Below are 18,587 nucleotides of genomic sequence, written 5' to 3' on the forward strand. Positions count from 1 at the left end.
TGGGCAAACGGTGTGCGGGTCAATCCGTGCGATCAGGCCAATTGTCGTCGTGACTCCTGCGCAAGGCCTGCAGCCTGTAGCGCGGCGCGGGTCGGCAGTCCTTCCATGTCGCCACGGCTTTGCACCGCCAGACTGCCGATCCAGTTGCCGCGCGCAGTGGCCTGGGCAAAATCCAGATTCTCCAGCAGCGCGCTGATCACGCCGACCGCGAAACCGTCGCCAGCGCCGACCGTATCGATGACTTTGGCCACCGCCACGCCGGGCACGAATGCCTGATTCATCTGGGTGCGGTAGTACGCGCCTTCAGCGCCGAGCTTGATCACCACCGCTTCCACGCCCATGTCCAGATAGAACCTGGCGATGTCTGCCGGGGTGTCGAAGCCGGTCAGCAGTTCGCCTTCGGCCAGCCCCGGCATCACCCAGTGGGCCAGGCCCGCCAGTTGGTTGATTTCGCGGATCATGGTTGCCTGGCTGGACCACAACGAGGGTCGCAGGTTGGGGTCGAACGATACGCTGCGCCCGGCATCGCGCATTTGCGTCATCAATGCGCCGGACAGCTCGCGGCAGCTGTCCGACAGCGCCGCCGGAATGCCGGTGGCGTGCAGATGCCGGGCTTTGAGCAGATCAGGAGTGATGTCGTTGACTGAAAGGTGGCTGGCGGCCGAACCACGGCGGAAGTATTCGACCACCGGGTCCGCGCCCTCAAGCTCCAGCGATTTGAATTGAAAACCGGTGGGGTGACCGGCGTCGACGGCCACATGGCTGCAATCGACGCCTTCGTGTTGCAGGCTGTCGGTGACGAAACGGCCCATGGAGTCGTTGCCCACCCGGCTCAGCCACGCCACGTTGAACCCCAGCCGGGACAGGCCAATGGCGACGTTGCTGTCGGCGCCGGCGATGCGTTTCTCATAGTGACGGACGGCAGCCAGATCACCCGTCTGCTCGGCGACCAGCATGGTCATGGTCTCGCCGAAGGAAAGGATATCGATCTCAGACATGGCTCATGCTCTCGGTGGACTGCGGCAGGCGGGACTGGCCCAGGCTGGCGAGGTACTGGACCTGCACCCCGGTGACTTGCAACAGGTCGTCGCCTTGCAGCGGGTATTCGACGGCACGCGGCAGACCGGCCGGCATGTGCTGCAGCATTTGCTCCCACGCTTGCAGATCGGTGGGGGTAGGCGGCACGGCAACCAGCTTGCCGGCGGCGTTGCGCACCACGGCCTTGCAGTGCACGTACTCGACATAGCGCCCCAGCTGCCGGGCTGCGCTGGCGGCCGATTGGTCCTGCCACATCCAGTTGCCGATATCGAAGGTCATGCCGATCGGCAGCTGCAGGGCGTCGACGCGGGCAAAGAACCCCACGAAAGGCTCGATCCGTCCGCCCTGAGGGGTCTGGTCGTTCTCCACCAGCAGATGCACGTCGTGTCGGGCCAGGCAATCGGCCAGGGCGGCGACTTCACTGAGTGCCGAGAAATGCCCCAATGACACCTTCAGCCAGGCAGCGCCACAGGCGGCGGCGCGCTGCAGGGTCGATTCAAGTTGCCCATTGGGCTGTGACTGGCCTTCCAGCCACAGCTCCAGAGGCGCCGAATACAGGCATTCCAGGCCCTGATCGCGAATGGCCTGGGCCAGCGCCGGAAAATCTTCGCGGTCCAGCTCGCCGACGAACAGCTCCTCACGCAGTTCGATGCGGCTTACGCCAGCCTCGACCAGCAACGGGATGAAACTGGCCTGGCCGCGCTCGCGTACGAGATCGGCACCGAAGGCGCCCAGGCTGATGGCAACGGGAAATCGGTTCATTATTGTTGTCCTCTGAAACCGGTTACATTTTTGTTCGAGCAACGTCGCTCGAAAAAAGTTCTTCAAACAGACGGGGCTTTTTGACCAACGGAGCGTTTGCTCCATTGCGCCTGGGCGCCCAGATCTCATGGGGGGAGGGTCAGCCTCGCTTTCGAGTCGAGCCACGCACGATCAGCTTCGCCGCAAAGTCGTACAGACGCGCAGGCTGCTGATCCCCGCGCAGGCGATTGAGCAGGCACTCGAACGCCGTGACGCCGATGTCGTGGGTCGGTTGCGCAAGCGAGGTGATGCCGCTGCCAACCAACGGGTACCAGTCCAGCTCGTCGAGGGCGATCAGGCCGATATCGTCGAACAGATGGCAGCCCAGCTCGTGGAGTTGGCGGGTGGTGCTCAGGGTCGCGACGCCGTTGCCGGTGAACACGGCTTTGGGCCCCGGCCCGTCCTGGCCGATGAATTGCCGCAGCTGCTCGCGCAGCGGCTCGCCGGTCTCACGCACCTGACCGCGCATGCCGCTGCGCGCCGCAATACCGGCGCTGAAGGCTTCAATGCGCTCGATCCGCGAGCTGGTGCCGTCCTGGGGTTCGGTGACCATGAGGATGTCGCGATAGCCGGCGCCGTCCAGATGATCCAGCGCCTGCTCGACCGCCGCGATGTTATTGAGCCCCACCAGGTCGCTGTGCAGCTGATCGACCTTGCGGTCCACCAGCACCATCGGCAGTTCGTTGTGCAGTTCGCGCAGTTCATCCAGATGATGGCCCAGGGTGTTCACGATCAGGCCTTCGATGTTGTACGAGCGCAGCGCCGCCAGATGCAGGCGCTCCTGCTCGTCATCGCGGTCGGTATTGCACACCACCAGGCTGTAGCCGTGCTTGCGGCAGGCGGTTTCGACGCCATGCATCACGGCAATGGAATAGGGGTTGCGGATATCGGCCACCAGCATACCGATCAGGCGGGTACGCCCGCGTTTGAGGCCGCGAGCCATCTGGTTGGGGCGGTAGCCCAGGGTTTCGATCGCCTGCTCGATGCGCCGGGCGATGGCTTCGGACAGCAACTGGCGATCTTCGCCGATGAAGCGCGAGACGCTGGCTTTGGAAACGCCAGCCAGATCGGCGACGTCATTCATCGTGACGCGGGCACGCGTCGTTGTCGGAATACTGTTCACGGCCTGACCCTTATTGGATTTATCAGCAGGCTTTTACGCAGAGCGGGTGTTGCTCTGAAACCGGTTTCAGGAAACACCAAAGCGCGCGCGTCGTCAACTCGGGATCGGATGAAAGGCCAGGTCAGAATTCAAAGGGGGGACAGCTTGGCGGTCAGTTGTTGCCGTTGAACGTATCGCGCCAGGCCAGAAAGCGTTTTTCCAGCATCGCCAGCAGGCCATCGCTCAACTTGCCCAGCAGCGCCAGCACGATGATCGCCGCCAGCACGATATCCGGGCGCGAGGTTTCACGTCCGTCACTGAGCAGATACCCCAGCCCCTTGGTGGCCGCGATCAGCTCGGCCGCCACCAGAAACATCCACGCCAGGCTCAGGCCCGAGCGCAAGCCGGTGAACAGGCCGGGCAGGGCGGCCGGCAGAAACAGGTGGATGATCATCTGCCGTTGGCTGAAGCGGTACATCTGACCGACCTCCACCAGCTTGCGATCGATACCCCGAATCGCCGCCACGCCATTGAGGTACACCGGAAAGAACGCGCCGATGGCGATCAGGACGATTTTCGAGGTCTCGCCGATCCCCAGCCACAGCAGCAACAAGGGCACCCAGGCCAGGCTCGGAATCGAGCGCAAACCGGCGAACGTCGGCTCAAGGTAGGCTTCGGCCTCGCGGCTCAAACCTACCCAGGCCGCGAACAGCAACGCCAGGCTGGCGCCGATGGCAAAACCGCTGAGTACCCGCAACAGGCTGGCGCTGATGTGCTTCCACAGCGCGCCATCGGCCAGATCGGACAGGGTGCTGGCGATCTCGCTGGGTGCGGGCATCTGATAGGACTGCACCCAGCCAACGCGCACGGCGAACTCCAGCAGCAGCAAGATCGCCACGGGCACTGCCAGGCCCTTGAGACGCGCCCGCCAGCGCCCTGGGAGCACTGCCGCTTTCGGGCTGGCAACCAGCTCGTCGGTTTTCAGGGCTTGGGCTCTGGCGTTGTTCATGGCTTGGCGACGACGGCTTTAGCGAAGTCAGGATCGATCAACTGGTCGATCACCTGATCGACGTCCGTGCCTTTGCGCACCAGCTCTTCAGACACCAGGATAGGCGCGGCGGCCTTGGACGCGGTGACGTCCTTGTCCGTCAGTTGCGGGCTGCCGATGTCGGTGCGGGTCAATTGCAGCTTGGCCACATCCAGCGGCAGGCCTGACTCGGTGGCCAGCAACCGGGCCAGTTCGTCAGGGTTTTTCAACGACCACTCGCGGGCCTTTTCATAGGCGCCGAGCACGGTCTTGATCGCCTCGGGATGCTCCTTGGCATAACGCTCGGTCACGCTGACCACGCCGTAGCTGTTGAAGTCCTTGTTGCGATACAGCAGGCGCGACCCGGCCTGGATTTCACTGGCCGCCATATGTGGATCAAGGCCCGCCCAGGCATCGACGTCACCTTTCTCCAGCGCAATGCGACCGTCCGGATGCTGCAAGTGCAGCAACTCGACATCGTTCTTGGTCAGCCTGGCCTGTTGCAGCGCACGCAGGGTAAACAGGTACGGGTCGGTGCCTTTGGTGGCGGCGATCTTCTTGCCTTTGAGGTCGGCGACGCTCTTGAGCGGGGAATCCTTGCGCACCACCAGCGCTGTCCATTCGGCGCGACTGTACACGTACACCGATTTGATCGGGCTGCCATTGGCCCGTGCCAGCACCGCCGAGAGGCTGGCAGAAGACGCGAAGTCCACGCCGCCGCTGTTCAGGTACTCCAGTGAACGGTTGCTGCCCTGGCTGAACACCCAGCCGACCTTGGTATCGGGCAAGGCTTTTTCCAGCCAGCCGAAATGCTTGAGCACCAGGCTCACGGGGGAGTAGTAGGCGTAGTCCAGGTGCACCTCGGCCGGCGGCGTTTCGGCGGCCTGGGCCAACGGATGCAGGGCCAGCGCCAGGGCGCCGGTCAGAAGTTTCAAGGCGCTCGGCAGACGAAAAACGGTCATGGGCATGTTCCATTCAAAAGGCGAAAGCTGCACGGGGCTGCTTATTTCGAAATCAGCAGTCAGCGCAAGTCAGCCTGCATAAATGGAATATTGCAGGCTCTGTGCCATAAGTCTGTTTCGAGGCCACAGGGGCGCTTGAGCGATCTGTGGCGCCCGATCAGCAGTTGCCCACTCAACAATCTGTTGGGCGGCTGTTGCTGGTGCAACACTGCGCCAGGGTGCCGGCGACGCTGAACCAAGGTGATGAGCTTTGGGTAACAAAAAACCTGCGTTAAACGTTGTCATGGACGGCTGCGGTCTGCATGCTCTGGTTTCAATTGTGTTACAGGACTTTTCTGCGCATGTCCGCTGCTTCCCGTGATGCCAACTCCGCTTCCCGTCGTTCGGCGACCGTCCTCAGCCTGTGTCTGCCCAGCGACGTGCTGTTGTACCTGCTGTTGCCGATGAACGCCGATGCATTTGGCATCAGCCTGGCCGAGGCGGGCGTCTTGCTGGCAGCCAACCGTCTGGTACGGATCTTCGGCTACAGCTACGTGGTGCGCTTTTATGCCAGTCGCGGCGATCGGGCGGCGCTGATGCTCGCCGCCCTGGTGTCGGCGGTCTGCGCCTTTGGCAACTCGTGCATTTCAGGCTTCTGGTGGTTGTTGATCCTGCGCCTGGGGTGGGGGTTGAGTTACGCGGCGCTCAACCTCTCCACCCAGGCGCTGGCAACCTCCGACCCCGGCGGGGCGGCGCGGCGTTCCGGAACCTCGCGGGCCATCATCGCCATCGGTCCGATGCTGGCCCTGCCGCTGGGCGCGCTGATCAGCCTGCATTTCGGACCTCGGCTGATCTTTCTCATCCTGGGATTCTGCTCGCTGGCCGGGCTGTGGATTGCCAGGGGGCTGCCCAACGTTCCGCACCCCATGCCGAGCGCGCGCGGACGCCGATTCAAGGCCCCGGACAGCATCGCGATGTGGTCTTTCATCGAGGGTGTGGCACTGGACGGGCTGTTCATCTTCGGCCTCTCGCTGCAAGCGCAGTCGGTGCTCGGCGGCAATGCGGTGTTCATCGCCGGGGTTCTGTTGGCACTGCGTTATGCCTCGGAAATGCTCCTCAGCCCATTGGGCGGGCGCGCCGCTGCCAGCTTCGGCGCGGTGCGCATGCTGGTGGTGTTTTCCGGGCTGACCACCCTGGCGCTGACGGCGTTCGGGTTCCATTGGCTGATCATCGGGGCCGGTGGGGTATTGATTCTGCGTGCGCTGCAATTGCCGCTGGTGACCACACTGGTCGCCGAGCGTAATCCCGGCCCCGGCAGAGTCCAGGCGCTGGCGGGTAATGCGGTCTGGCGAGACGTGGGCGCCGGGGTCGGGCCGCTGCTGGCCGGGGTGTTGCTGCCCATCGCATCGCCGTCCTGGGTGTACAGTGTCGCCGGTCTGGCGGTGGTGCTCAGTGCGCTGGTCTGCAGCCGCTACAAGCCGCGTGCGTTGCCGGTATGACGTCGCCGCGATACATCTGCTTACATACCGTTCGGCGATTAAGTTGGTAAATCAGGGGCTTGCGTGCAACCTCTGAGGCGGTTTCGCGTCTGATGATCATTCTTCATACGGACATAAAGCTTCGTTAGGCTGCGTTTGCTAGCGAATCGCCAGTTCACAGGGACGTTACAAAGGGCCCACAGCCCCTCACGTATCATAAGAACCCAGGCCATCATGACCTTCTTCAAATCAGCTGTTTGCTCCCGGACGCTGCAGCGCGGTGCGTATTTCCTGCTGCCCATCCTGTTGATCTGCTCGGCGATTTTCTGGTTCACCGTTGGCAAGGGCGTACGCGCGGAGCCCAAGAACGGCACGCAGACCCTGGTGTTTCTGCGCCACGCCGAAAAACCCGACATGGGCCTGGGCCAACTCAATTGCAAAGGCCTGAACCGCGCCATCGACCTGTCCACGGTCCTGCCCGATACCTTCGGCAAGGCCGACTTCATCTTCGCCGCCAATCCCAGCCGCCATGTGGAAGAGGGTGACGGCGATCACTCCTACAGCTATCTGCGCCCCTTGATGACGGTCGGCCCCAGCGCCATCAAGCTGGGCTTGCCGGTCAATATCGATTTCGCCGCCAACGATACCAGCGACCTGGCAGATGAGTTGATGCGCGACAAGTACCACGACGCCACCATCTATACCGCCTGGTCCCATGGCTATCTGCCCGAGCTGATCAACAAGGTCGCCGAAGAGGCTTCGGGCAAGGACCTCAAGCTGGTCAACGACTGGCTGGGTGACGATTTCGACTCGGTGCTGGTGCTGACCCTGAAGTGGACCAACGGCAAGGCGGCATTGCAATACGAAAACTACAAACAGAATCTCAACGACGGCGCGGTGGGCTGCCCGACTTGAGTGCATCTTGCAGCGCCGGTGTTCCGCACCCGCAAGCACGGCGCTCTGCACGGATTTTGTGTTTGGCCGTTGTCTGCGGTAGCGTTCAGCCCGTCCGAACCCTCACCGGCACTTGCCCATGCTTGACACCTTACCTCTGCAGGCCACACGTCTCTTACCCTTCAAAGCGCCGTTCGACTGGCAGCGCATGCTCAACTTCTTCGCTGCACGGATGACGGCGGGCGTCGAGGCCGTGGTCGACGGCGTCTATCTGCGCAATATCGAATTCAACGGCAGCGTCGGCGTGCTCAGCGTAGCGCTGGCGCCGCAGACAGAGCATCTGGTTGCCACTGTGCATGGCCCGGTCAGTCAGCATATCGATGCGCTGGTCGAGCCGATTTCGCATATGTTCGACCTGTACGCCACGCCCCACGAGATTGACCTGGGCCTGTCCAGCGATCCCTGGCTGGCAACGCTGGTCCAGGCCCGGCCAGGGCTGCGGGTGCCGGGAGCGTTTTCAGGCTTCGAACTGGTGGTGCGCACCATCGTCGGCCAGCAGGTCAGCGTCAAGGGCGCGACCACCATCGTCGGGCGCCTGGTCCAGCGCGCAGGGGTTCAAGTCGCCGACAGCCCGATCGCGCAACTGGCCTGGCGCTTTCCGACCCCCGAGGCGCTGGCCCAGGTCGACCTGGACAAGATCGGCATGCCGGGCAAGCGGGTGCAGACCCTGCAACGGGTGGCCGCAGCGGTGGCCAGCGGCGAACTGTCCTTGAGCGTCAGTCATGGCGATGACATCGTCCGGTTGCGCCGTCAGTTGCTGGCGATGCCCGGTATCGGCCCCTGGACGGTGGAATACATCGCCATGCGCGCCTGGCGCGATCCGGATGCCTGGCCCGCCGCGGACCTGGTGCTGATGAACCTCATGACCCTGCACGACCCGAGCCTGACCCGTCTGGCGCTGCACAAAGTGCGCGCAGAGGCGTGGAAGCCGTGGCGTGCCTATGCGGCGATGCACATCTGGAATAGTGCCGCTGACGTGGCCGGCAAGGCCAAGGGCGGTTGAGCTCAATTGCAGCGCAAGAAGCGGATAGACCCTGCCTGTGGCGCGGGTAGTATGGGCACCTCGTGCTGCGCCTCGATCTGTGTCGAGCTTCCATAGGAACCCCCCATGACCTTCACCTATCGCTTCACCGACTCCCCGGTCGGGCAGTTGAAACTGATCGCCAAAGGCGCGTGCCTGGCGGCCGTCCTCTGGGAAAACGACCGTCCCGACCGCGTGCTGCTCGGCGCCATGAGCGAAGATCAGGGCAGCGATATTCTCAATCGGGCCGAACAACAACTGGCTGAATACTTCGCCGGCACCCGCAACCGCTTCGACCTGGCCCTGGACTTTCACGGGACAGACTTCCAGAAAAAAGTCTGGCAGGCCCTGCTCACCATTCCTTTCGGCCAAACCCGCAGCTACCTGGAGATCGCCGTACAGATCGGCAATCCGGCGGCCGTGCGTGCGGTGGGGGCGGCCAATGGCAAGAATCCGATTTCCATCGTCACGCCGTGCCACCGTGTCATCGGCAGTTCCGGTGCGCTCACAGGGTTTGCCGGCGGACTGGCGGCCAAAGCGTTGTTACTCAACCTGGAAGGCTGGACGCCGCAACCCGCGAATCGGCGCGTGGCCGCGTCCGGATCGACCCAGGCCTCGCTGTTCTAGACCGTTTGCCCTCACACCTCATGCACATTCAATGGAGATGAACATGCCTGCTTCTGCCAAGACCTTGCGCGACCTGCACCACCAGCCTACTGTCCTGCGCCTGCCCAATGCCTGGGACGCGGGAAGTGCCCGCTTGTTCGAGAGCCTGGGCGCGACCGCGATTGCCACCACCAGCGCAGGGGTAGCGTGGTCGCAGGGTTATGCCGATGGCCGCGTATTTCCCGTCGAGGTGGCGGTGAGCGTGGCTGCCAGCATTGCTCGGCTGATCAAAGTGCCGTTGTCGGTGGACATCGAAAACGGCTACTCGGACGATCCGAAAACGGTCGCTGAAAACGTCAAGCGCGTGCTGGAAGTTGGCGCCGTGGGCATCAACCTGGAGGACGGTCCGGATGCGCCGCAACTGCTGGCAAGGAAAATCGAAGCGATCAGGAATATGGCATCGAGCAGCGGTCTGGATGTGTTCATCAACGCGCGCACTGACGTGTACCTGGCCAGTCTGGTGGCCGAGGATTTGCGCGTCGAGGAAACCCTCACGCGCGGCCGGTTGTATCAGCAGGCGGGCGCCGATGGCCTGTTCGTTGCGGCGCTGGTCGATGTCGAACAGATCAAGACCATCGTTCAAGCTATCGATCTGCCGATCAACCTGCTGGCCCGCCCCGGCCTGCCGGTTGCCGCTGAGTTGGCCAGACTGGGCGTGCGTCGCCTGAGTGCCGGGTCCAGCGTGGCCCAGACCCTGTGGGGCCACGCCGAGCAACTGGCACGAGGATTCCTCGAAGAAGGGCGTTCGGAGCCGGTGACCCAGAGCCAGCTGACCTATCCGCAGATTCAGGCACTGTTCGGGCGCTAGCCGGGATTGTGTAGGAGTGAGCTTGCTCGCGATCCGCTCTAACCTTCATGGTCCGTTGATTGACCTGAAGCAATCGCGAGCAAGCTCACTCCTACAATCGGTTCCGGTGACCCAGAGCCAGCTGACCTATCCGCAGATTCAGGCACTGTTCGGGCGCTAGCCGGGATTTTGTAGGAGTGAGCTTGTAGGAGTGAGCTTGCTCGCGATCCGCTTTAACCTTGACGGTTCGTTGATTGACCTGAAGCAATCGCGAGCAAGCTCATTCCTGCAATCGGAGCCGGTGACCCAGAGCCAGCTGACCTATCCGCAGATTCAGGCGCTGTTCGGGCGCTAGCCGGGATTGTGTAGGAGTGAGCTTGCTCGCGATCCGCTCTAACCTTCATGCTTCGTTGATTGACCTGAAGCAATCGCGAGCAAGCTCACTCCTGCAATCGGTTCCGGTGACCCAGAGCCAGCTGACCTATCCGCAGATTCAGGCACTGTTCGGGCGCTAGCCGGGATCGTGTAGGAGTGAGCTTGCTCGCGATCCGCTCTAACCTTCATGCTTCGTTGATTGACCTGAAGCAACCGCGAGCAAGCTCACTCCTGCAATCGGTTTCCGGTGGCCGAGACCAGACGTTGCCACAGGAAATCGCTCACCTGCTCAACTGCGATACCCCAGCTCCCGGCTGATGTCAGCGCTGCATTCGAGCAACAGATCCACAAGCCTTTCCTTGGTCCCTTCAGGGTCCATGACTGCGTCCGGTCCCGAGAGGTTGATCGCGGCGCTAACCTGGCCGTTCTGGTCCATCACCGAGGTGGCAATCGCCGTCGAGTAATCCGAACGATGCAGCACCCAGCCCTGTTGCCGGTCGCCCTCGATCAATGCCTGTAACTGCGGCAGGGTGCGCGGCGCCGGGGTCGGATAGTCGTCCAGGCGCATGTGCTGGTACAGCGCTCCCAGCTCGGTATCGCCAAGCGCAGTCAGCAGCATCCGGCCCATGGCCGTGCAGTGGCAGGCGATGCGCGTGCCCACCGGTATGTTCACCGACAGGCGCTGCGCGGCGAACGCCCGATACAGATACAGGCTGTCGGTCTGTTCGCGAATGCTCAGGTGGCAGGACAGTGAGGTGCGGTCACGCAACTGGTTCAGGTGTGGCATCGCCACCTCGACGATGTCGCGACTGGCCAGATAGCTGAAACCGTCACTGATCACCCGCGCGCCGAGTTCGTACTGGGTGTTGTGTTTGTTTAGGTAACCCATGTCGGTCAGGGTGAACAGAATGCGGTACACCGCTGAGGTGCTGACCCCCAGCCGCTCGGCGATGTCCTGAATGCTCAGGCTGCGCGTGCGGGCGTTGAACATGCCCAGCACGCTCAGTCCGCGGGCCAGGGCAGGGACGCTGTAGTCGGTGTTCTGTTCCGGGGTTTCGGGCAGGTTCATGATGGGTTCTCTATCCGCCGAGGTGAAGACGCGATCTCAATCCTGCTGCGAAATTGTGGGAGCCGGGTTGCTGGCCAATGGGGTGCTTGGGCAACCCTGATGTTGACTGACCCAGCGCTTTCGCCAGCAAGCCGGCTCCCACAGCAATCGCGCAGGATGGCTCCATCAATCCAATGCCTGGATTTCCACCACCTGCCCATCGAACTCGGCCATGGCGTCGAGCAGTGCGTCCTTGAAGTATTCCAGCGACGCCCGATCGAAGAGGATCTGGAAGGTTGGCAAGCCTTGCGACCCCAGGTTGATCACGATCACGTTGATCCGCGCTGCCGAGGTCTGCGCTACAGCGCCCGGCGCGAAGGATTGAGGGCGCAGGTCGACACCGCAGAGCTTGGCCATGACCTGGGCAATGCACACCCCGCTCAGTTGCAGCCAGGCATGACTGTCCTGGCGCGGCAGCAGGTAGTGGGCGCTATGGTCCAGTTCCCAGCGCGCCTCCTCGTCGGCGATGCGTTCACCGCCGTCGCGCAGGCTGCCAAGCAGCAGGTATTCGGTTTGCGACAAGCGCGCCACGTGGCAGGCGTCCGCTTGCGTCAGCGCACGGTTGGCCGCTTGCGGCAAGTCAAAGCCGCGCGCCTGCAAATAGTCGGCGCTTTGCTGGCCGCGGAAACCGACCCGCGGCACTTCGGTCAGATCGGCCAGCGTGCATTGTTGCAGGCCGCCGTGTGCAAGCGGGGCGCGGCCGATGTGGTTTTCTGCATTGAGGCTGGACATGTCAGAGCTCCTGACGCTGGTTTTCAGGGTCGAAGAAAGGCAGTTTGACCACCGTGGCCTGGACGATCACCCCGTCCTCCACGCGAATCGGAATCTGCTGCCCCGGTGTGCTTTGATCGAACGCGGCGTAGGCCAGGCCAATGATCTGGCCCAGCGATTGCGAATACTCGCAGGAGGTGACATTGCCGCTGATGTCCGGGCGGCTGCCCGAGTCGCTCAGTACCAGATGCCCCTCCAGCGGTTGCGGGCTGGCCTTGGGCAGGGTGAAACCGACCAGCTTGCGCTTCTGCGGCTGGGCCTGAAGGATGTCCACCGAGCGCCGACCGACGAAGAACGGCTTGCTCCGGCTGACCGCCCAACCCATGTCGATCTCCCCCGGATGGGTCATGCCATCGGTGTCCTGGCTGATGATCACGTGGCCTTTTTCCAGACGCAGCAGGCGCTGGGTTTCCACGCCGAACGGGCGAATGTCGAACGCCTTGCCGGCCTCCATCAGCGCATCCCACAGTTTCAGGGCATGGCGTGCCGGGACGTGAATCTCATAGCCCAGTTCCCCGACGAAACCGACCCTCAGCAAGCGTGCCTTGATGCCGGCAACGGTGCCTTGGCGTACCGCAAGATAGGGAAAACCTTCGGCCGACAGATCCAGATCCTGACAGACCTGCTCCAGCACCTTGCGTGCATGCGGCCCGGCCACGTTGACGGCCGAGATGGCAGCGGTGACGTTGGCAATGTCGACGTCCAGTCGCCACTGTGCGTTCCACTTGAGCATCTGCTGATAGATGCGATCGACGCCGCTGGTGGTGGCGGTGACATAAAAATGGTTGTCGGCGAAACGCGCGCATACGCCATCGTCGATCACTACCCCGTGTTCGTTGGTCATCAGCGCATAGCGTGAGCGGCCCACGGGCTGCTTGAGGAAAGCGAAGGTGTACATGCGGTTGAGCAGCTCGGCGGCATCCGGGCCGCGCACGTCCAGCCCCCCCAGGGTCGAGACGTCGATGATCCCCACCTTGTTGCGCACGTGCAATGCTTCGGCCTGCATGCACGCGTCGCGCTCGCTGGCCCTGCCGTAATAGGCCGGACGCTGCCAGATCCCGGCAGGCATCATCTTCGCCCCGGCCTCCAGGTGGCGGCGGTGCATCGGCGTCTGTCGGTACGGATCGAAGGCGCGGCCGGCAACGTGGGCCAGTTTCTCGGCTTCAAACGGTGGACGGGCCGTGGTGACGCCCGTCTCACTGATGCTGCGCTGGGTCGACGCGGCGACCAGGCGTGCAGTGGGCAACGCCGAATGACGGCCTTGGGAGGGGCCCATGCCGACGGTGGAGTAGCGCTTGACCAGCTGTATGTCGCGGTAGCCGATCTTGGTCGCATTGATGATGTCACCCACCTGCAGGTCTTCATCGAAGTCGACGAAATCCTTGCCCTTGGGGTGCGGGAAGATCGGCCACGGGAAGTTGACCTGAGCCTCCGCACGCATGGCCAACGGCTTGGCGCCCGGTTGCAGCTGCAGTTCCAGGGCCATGACGATATCGGCCGCCGCATGGATGGCATCGGCGAGTACGTTGTCCAGCGCATGATAGCCATGGGCAGAACCGGCGACCGTGAGGTTTTTCGGCAAACCGCTGAGGGTGAACTCGGCCAGCTGGTCGTCGTAAGCCAGTTTGCCACCGGCCTGACACAGCAGCTGATAGACCGGCATGTAGCCACCGGACATGCACAACAGGTCGCAATCGACGATCAGACCGCTGCTCGCCACCTGGCCCTGCCCGGTGATCTTGCGAATATCAGCGCCACTGACGTGACGCATGCCTTTGTCATGCACGGCCTCGAACACGGTGCTGCCGGCATGGCAGGCGATGCCGCGTTTTTCCAGCGCCAGCAGCAGGGCGCGGTCTGCCGGATGGGCGCGCATGTCGACCACGGCCGCCACCTCGACGCCCTGATCGAGCAGGTCGAGGGCCGCGAGGTAGCCGTCGTCGTTACCGGTCAGTACCACCGCGCGCTTGCCCGGCTTGACCGCGTAGAGCCTCATCAAGCGTTGCGCGGCGCTGGTCAGCATCACGCCGGGCAGATCGTTGTTGCGAAAGATCACCGGCTGGTCGAACGAGCCGCTGGTAATCAGACACTGGGTCGCGCGGACCTTATACATGCGCTTGCCTTGAATCACCGGCAGATAGTTGTCGGTGAACCAGGCATTGCAGGTCGCTTTTTTCAGCACGCGAATATTGGCGTGGCCTTCCACGGCGTCCACCAGTTCACCACGCAATGTCTGGGCGCGAAGGCCTTCGATATCGAAGCGGGCGTAGGTCAACGAGCCACCGAGGATCGGCTGTTGCTCGATCAGCAGCACCTTGGCCCCGGCGTTGGCGGCGGTCAGTGCCGCCTGCAGACCGGCGGGACCGGCACCGATCACCGCCAGGTCGGCAAACAGGTAAGCCTTGTCGTAATACTCAGGCTGAAACTCAAGGTCGAGCACGCCAAGACCGGCCTTCTTGCGAATGATCGGCTCCCAGAGTTTCCACGCACCCTTGGGCTTGTAAAAAGAGCGGTAGTAGAAGCCCACCGGCATGAATCTGGAAAACTTGCCAAGATAGGCATCCTTGTCGTTATCCAGTGAGCCATTGAAGTTCTGCGCGGTGACCTTCAGGCCGCTTTCCAGCAGTTGGCTGTCGGCCAGAACGTTGGGTTCGCTGGGCAGTTGTACCAGAGTATTGGCGTCTTGCCCGGCCATGCTCAGCGGGCCGCGCGGACGGTGATATTTGAACGAGCGCGACAGCAGGAAACGGCCATTGGCGAGCAGTGCGCTGGCGATACTGTCGCCGGCGAAGCCCTGGTACGGCTTGCCATCGAAGCTGAAGTCGAGCGGCTGCTGACGATCGATCAGCAGGCCCATGGGGGCGGGTAACCGGCTCATCGGGCGGTCTCCTTGGCAGGTACGGCGGTAAAATCAATGCGAGCGCTGAACACTTCCTTCGGGTCGAAAGTACGCAGGATTTCGTCGCTGCCGGTGTGGCGCTCGGCCAGGAACCAGTAGCTGGACGGATTGTGCATCCACCATTCGCGCACCACGCCCAGGGTGTCCTCGCTGTTGAATACGTAATCGGCCCACTGTGCGTCAGTGCAGGTCTGCGGATCGGGCATGAGCTTGAACTCACCGCCGTAGGTGAATTCGCTGATGTTGCGCGGCCCGTTGAGCGGGCAGGTCATGACTTTCATATTCCGCTCTCCATTAATGGCTGGCCGCCGTGGCGCCCATTTCGTTGACTTGCTGGAAGGTCGAGAAACGCTCCAGGCCGAACGGCTTGATCAGCTCCGGCACCTTGCCGCCGCTGGCCACCAGCTCAGCCATGGTCTTGCCACAGATCGGCGTAGCCTTGAAACCCCAAGTGCCCCAGCCGGCGTCCAGGTAGTAATTCTTGACCGGGGACAGGCCCATGATCGGGCTGTAGTCCGGGGTCATGTCGGTGATTCCGGCCCATTGGCGCATCAGCTTGGCGTTGGCCAGGAACGGGAACATCTCGATGGCGTGCGCGAGCAGGCTTTCTTTCAGATCAAGGGTCGAGCGAGTGTTGAACAGCGGGTACGGGTCCGAACCGCCACCGAACACCACTTCGCCACGGCTGGTCTGTTGCACGTAGCAGTGCAGGGCCGATGAACTCACCAGCGGGTCGAGGAACGGCTTGAACGGCTGGGTGACCATGGCTTGCAGCGGGAAGGTCTGGATCGGCGAGCGGATCCCGGCCTTTTTCATCAGTTGTGAACTCATCCCTGCAACCGCCTGCACCGCGCAGCCGCACTGGATCGTGCCGCGATTGGTTTTCACCGCGGTGATGGTGCCGTTTTCGATGACCAGTTCCTGCACTTCGGTGAGCTGGTGAATCTCCACGCCGCGCTTGGCCGCCTGCTTGGCGTAACCCCAGGCCACCGCGTCGTGACGCGCCGTGGCGCCGTCCATGTGCCAGAGGCCGGCGATCACCGGCAGATGACCCGGATCGAGATTGAGGCTGGGCACCAGTTCACGAATCTGCTGGCGGTCGAGCATCTCGGTGCGACCGCCGAAGTGCTTGTTGACCTCGGCGCGCTGACGAAACGAGCGCACGGTGGCATCGGTGTGCGCCAGGGTCAGCTGACCGCGGTGCGAGTACATGATGTTGAAGTCGAACTCGTTGGACAGCCCTTCGAACATGCGCACCGATTCTGCGTAGAAACGAACGCCTTCGCTGGTCAGGTAGTTGGAGCGAATGACCGCGGTGTTGCGCGCCGTGTTGCCGCCCCCCAGGTAGCCTTTTTCCAGCACCGCGATGTTGGTGATGCCGTGGTATCTGGACAGGTAATACGCGGTCGCCAGGCCATGACCGCCGCCGCCGATGATCACCACGTCATAGGAAGACTTCAGTGCCTTGGGCGCAGGCAGATCGACCTCGACCGGGTATTGCGAGCTGAGCCCGTATTTCAGGAGATTGAAAGGCATGTGGCCTCCGATGGGCTGCGTTGTGCGTGGGCCTGCTGAACGGCAGCGGTGACCGTGTTCTTCATCAGGAAGGCGATGGTCATCGGGCCGACGCCACCGGGCACCGGGGTGATGGCCGAGACCTGGGGCAGGGCGCTGTCCAGGTCGACATCGCCCACCAGACGGCTGCGGCCGTGCTCTTGAATGCGGTTGATGCCGACGTCGATCACCACGGCGCCGGGCTTGAGCCAGCTGGCGTCGATCATCCGCGGCCGGCCGACGGCGGCGATGACGATGTCGGCCAGACGGCACAACGCCTTGGCGTCGACACTGCGCGAGTGCACCACGGTCACCGAGCAATGGGCCTTGAGCAGCAGGGCGGCCATGGGTTTGCCGACAATGTTGGAACGCCCGATCACCACCGCGTGCTTGCCGCTCAAATCACCACAGGCGTCTTCGAGCAACTGCATGCAACCGCTGGGGGTGCAGGGCGTCAGTACGTTGCGGCCCTGGCTGAGACCGCCGACGTTTTCGCTGTGAAAACCGTCCACATCCTTGCCCGGTGCGATGGCCTGCAACGCGCGAGTTTCTTCGATGTGGGCCGGCAGCGGCAGTTGCAGCAGGATGCCGTTGACGGCGCGGTCGTTGTTCAGTGTGCTGATCAGTTCAAGCAACCGGCCCTGGGAGGTGTCGGCGCCCAGCCGGTACTCCAGCGAGCGAATCCCGGCCTCTTCGGCGCGCAGGATCTTGTTGCGCACATACACCTGGCTGGCCGGGTCCTCGCCCAGCAGAATGACCGCCAGTGCCGGCTCGATGCCATCGGCCTTGAGCCGCAGCACGTCGGCCTGCACCTGCTTGAGCACCCGCGCCGCAGCGGCTTTGCCGTCGATCAATTTGCACGTGTTCACCGGAAGATCACCGTTCTGTCCTTGTTAAGGAAAACCCGGTGTTCCAGGTGGTACTTCACCGCCTTGGACAGGGCGACCGTTTCGGTGTCACGGCCGGTGGCGACCAGATCATCCGGCAGGTAGACGTGATCCACGCGCTGCACTTGCTGCTCGATGATCGGGCCTTCGTCCAGGTCGCTGGTGACGTAGTGGGCAGTGGCACCAATCAGTTTCACGCCGCGCTCGTAAGCCTGGTGATACGGCTTGGCACCCTTGAAACCTGGCAGGAACGAGTGGTGGATATTGATCGCCCGGCCTGACAGCTGCTTGCACAGATCGTCAGACAGGATCTGCATGTAGCGGGCGAGGACCACCAGGTCCGTGCCGGTTTCATCGACCACCTTCATCAGTGCCGCTTCCTGCTGGGCCTTGGTGTCCTTGGTCACCGGCAGGTAAATGAAACGAATGCCTTCGCGCTCGGCCATGGGACGCAAGTCCAGGTGGTTGGAGACAATGGCGGTGATGGTCATGTCCATCTCGCCTTTGTGGTGGCGGTACAACAGGTCGGTCAGGCAATGGTCGAACTTGCTGACCATCAACAGCACCCGCATCGGTGCACGGGTGTCATGCAACTCCCACTGCATCTCGAACGCCGTAGCCACCTCCGCGAAACCGGCCTTCAGCTGCGCGATATCACCACTGTCGCCGTCGTTGAAGCGGAACACCGCACGCATGAAAAACGTGCCGCTGAACTCATCGTCGAACTGTGCCATCTCACCGATGTAGCAGCCGTTGCCCGCCAGATAGGAGGTGACCGCCGCAACGATGCCGGAGGTCGCCGGACAGCTGATCTTGAGAATGAAATGGTTCTTTTCGTGTTGCATGAGGTGTCCTCTGGAAAGTGGCGGCAGTTCAGCGAAGGGCTATCGATCAGCGCGAGACATTCAGGGGTAAACAGCTTTTTCAGGGATGAATAAAAATTCCTATCAGGAATTAAATATTCGCGAAGGCTGTTTTATAGGCGAAAGGAAATGATGCGTCCAGAGGTTTCTGGAAACTTTTTTAACTGAGGGGAAATATTCACTGAGCATTGCAGCGCTTGTTGATCGTGCACACGCAAAGCGTGGGAACGATCGGAAACGCGCAAAACGCTCGAAACTCGACCGGCCCAGAAATCCTGGTGCTGATCGTTCCCACGCTCCGCGTGGTAACGCCGC

At 62.5% G+C, this 18,587-nt stretch carries 19 protein-coding genes; 6 read left to right on the forward strand and 13 right to left on the reverse strand.

All coding sequences use genetic code 11. The annotated features are described in order from the left end of the window. Positions 1–32: 32 nt before the first annotated feature. The 5 genes from ACI2KS_RS14515 to ACI2KS_RS14535 all read right to left on the reverse strand — a co-directional run bounded on the left by ACI2KS_RS14515 (position 33) and on the right by ACI2KS_RS14535 (position 4,930). Positions 33–998 (reverse strand): sugar kinase, encoded by a 966-nt coding sequence (locus ACI2KS_RS14515; protein ID WP_404621297.1) that lies wholly within the window; start codon positions 996–998, stop codon positions 33–35. Continuing rightward, positions 991–1,800 carry a sugar phosphate isomerase/epimerase family protein gene (locus ACI2KS_RS14520; protein WP_404621299.1) on the reverse strand — a complete coding sequence of 270 codons (810 nt, stop codon included), beginning with the start codon at positions 1,798–1,800 and terminating at the stop codon, positions 991–993. The genes ACI2KS_RS14515 and ACI2KS_RS14520 overlap by 8 nt, the downstream gene beginning before the upstream one ends. 139 nt (positions 1,801–1,939) lie before the next feature. After that, positions 1,940–2,923, reverse strand: coding sequence for a LacI family DNA-binding transcriptional regulator (locus tag ACI2KS_RS14525; RefSeq protein WP_404621635.1), 984 nt, complete (start codon positions 2,921–2,923; stop codon positions 1,940–1,942). 190 nt (positions 2,924–3,113) lie between these two features. Then, a complete protein-coding gene (locus tag ACI2KS_RS14530; protein WP_404621301.1) occupies positions 3,114–3,950 on the reverse strand; it encodes an ABC transporter permease in 837 nt (278 codons plus the stop codon). Beyond that, positions 3,947–4,930, reverse strand: coding sequence for an aliphatic sulfonate ABC transporter substrate-binding protein (locus ACI2KS_RS14535; protein WP_404621303.1), 984 nt, complete (start codon positions 4,928–4,930; stop codon positions 3,947–3,949). Before ACI2KS_RS14535 ends, ACI2KS_RS14530 begins: the two co-directional genes overlap by 4 nt. A gap of 341 nt (positions 4,931–5,271) precedes the next feature. On the opposite strand from ACI2KS_RS14535, the gene ACI2KS_RS14540 reads away from it, so the two are divergent. The 6 genes from ACI2KS_RS14540 to ACI2KS_RS14565 all read left to right on the forward strand — a co-directional run bounded on the left by ACI2KS_RS14540 (position 5,272) and on the right by ACI2KS_RS14565 (position 10,170). Continuing rightward, complete coding sequence (locus ACI2KS_RS14540) at positions 5,272–6,408, forward strand: MFS transporter (protein WP_404621305.1); 1,137 nt, start codon at positions 5,272–5,274, stop codon at positions 6,406–6,408. A gap of 213 nt (positions 6,409–6,621) precedes the next feature. Continuing rightward, on the forward strand, positions 6,622–7,302 hold the full coding sequence (locus tag ACI2KS_RS14545) for a hypothetical protein (protein WP_404621307.1): 681 nt from the start codon (positions 6,622–6,624) through the stop codon (positions 7,300–7,302). Positions 7,303–7,420: 118 nt separating this feature from the next. Further along, entirely contained in the window at positions 7,421–8,344 is a 924-nt protein-coding gene (locus ACI2KS_RS14550; protein WP_404621309.1) for a DNA-3-methyladenine glycosylase family protein, read from the forward strand. 105 nt (positions 8,345–8,449) lie between these two features. Next, positions 8,450–8,989: a methylated-DNA--[protein]-cysteine S-methyltransferase gene (locus ACI2KS_RS14555; RefSeq protein WP_404621311.1), complete on the forward strand. Its 540-nt coding sequence runs from the start codon at positions 8,450–8,452 to the stop codon at positions 8,987–8,989. 43 nt (positions 8,990–9,032) lie between these two features. Next, positions 9,033–9,836: an isocitrate lyase/phosphoenolpyruvate mutase family protein gene (locus ACI2KS_RS14560; RefSeq protein ID WP_404621313.1), complete on the forward strand. Its 804-nt coding sequence runs from the start codon at positions 9,033–9,035 to the stop codon at positions 9,834–9,836. Between the two features lie 196 nt (positions 9,837–10,032). After that, positions 10,033–10,170: a hypothetical protein gene (locus tag ACI2KS_RS14565; protein WP_404621315.1), complete on the forward strand. Its 138-nt coding sequence runs from the start codon at positions 10,033–10,035 to the stop codon at positions 10,168–10,170. Positions 10,171–10,479: 309 nt separating this feature from the next. Here ACI2KS_RS14565 and ACI2KS_RS14570 read toward each other — a convergent pair whose 3' ends face one another. The 8 genes from ACI2KS_RS14570 to ACI2KS_RS14605 all read right to left on the reverse strand — a co-directional run. Beyond that, positions 10,480–11,259, reverse strand: coding sequence for an IclR family transcriptional regulator (locus tag ACI2KS_RS14570; RefSeq protein WP_404621316.1), 780 nt, complete (start codon positions 11,257–11,259; stop codon positions 10,480–10,482). A 165-nt stretch (positions 11,260–11,424) separates the two neighbouring features. Further along, on the reverse strand, positions 11,425–12,030 hold the full coding sequence (locus tag ACI2KS_RS14575) for a sarcosine oxidase subunit gamma (RefSeq protein ID WP_404621317.1): 606 nt from the start codon (positions 12,028–12,030) through the stop codon (positions 11,425–11,427). Position 12,031: 1 nt separating this feature from the next. Then, on the reverse strand, positions 12,032–14,947 hold the full coding sequence (locus ACI2KS_RS14580) for a 2Fe-2S iron-sulfur cluster-binding protein (protein ID WP_404621318.1): 2,916 nt from the start codon (positions 14,945–14,947) through the stop codon (positions 12,032–12,034). Beyond that, positions 14,944–15,249 carry a sarcosine oxidase subunit delta gene (locus tag ACI2KS_RS14585; RefSeq protein ID WP_404621320.1) on the reverse strand — a complete coding sequence of 102 codons (306 nt, stop codon included), beginning with the start codon at positions 15,247–15,249 and terminating at the stop codon, positions 14,944–14,946. Before ACI2KS_RS14585 ends, ACI2KS_RS14580 begins: the two co-directional genes overlap by 4 nt. Before the next feature lie 13 nt (positions 15,250–15,262). Beyond that, positions 15,263–16,504, reverse strand: coding sequence for an FAD-dependent oxidoreductase (locus ACI2KS_RS14590; RefSeq protein ID WP_404621322.1), 1,242 nt, complete (start codon positions 16,502–16,504; stop codon positions 15,263–15,265). After that, a complete protein-coding gene (gene folD, locus ACI2KS_RS14595) occupies positions 16,486–17,391 on the reverse strand; it encodes a bifunctional methylenetetrahydrofolate dehydrogenase/methenyltetrahydrofolate cyclohydrolase FolD (RefSeq protein ID WP_404621324.1) in 906 nt (301 codons plus the stop codon). Before folD ends, ACI2KS_RS14590 begins: the two co-directional genes overlap by 19 nt. Further along, a complete protein-coding gene (gene purU / locus ACI2KS_RS14600; RefSeq protein ID WP_404621326.1) occupies positions 17,388–18,254 on the reverse strand; it encodes a formyltetrahydrofolate deformylase in 867 nt (288 codons plus the stop codon). The genes folD and purU overlap by 4 nt, the downstream gene beginning before the upstream one ends. A gap of 131 nt (positions 18,255–18,385) precedes the next feature. Beyond that, positions 18,386–18,587 (reverse strand): hypothetical protein (locus ACI2KS_RS14605; protein WP_404621328.1); only part of this gene is annotated, 202 nt, incomplete at its 5' end.

It is taken from the genome of Pseudomonas sp. NPDC087358 (genome assembly GCF_044900785.1).
Lineage (GTDB): Bacteria > Pseudomonadota > Gammaproteobacteria > Pseudomonadales > Pseudomonadaceae > Aquipseudomonas.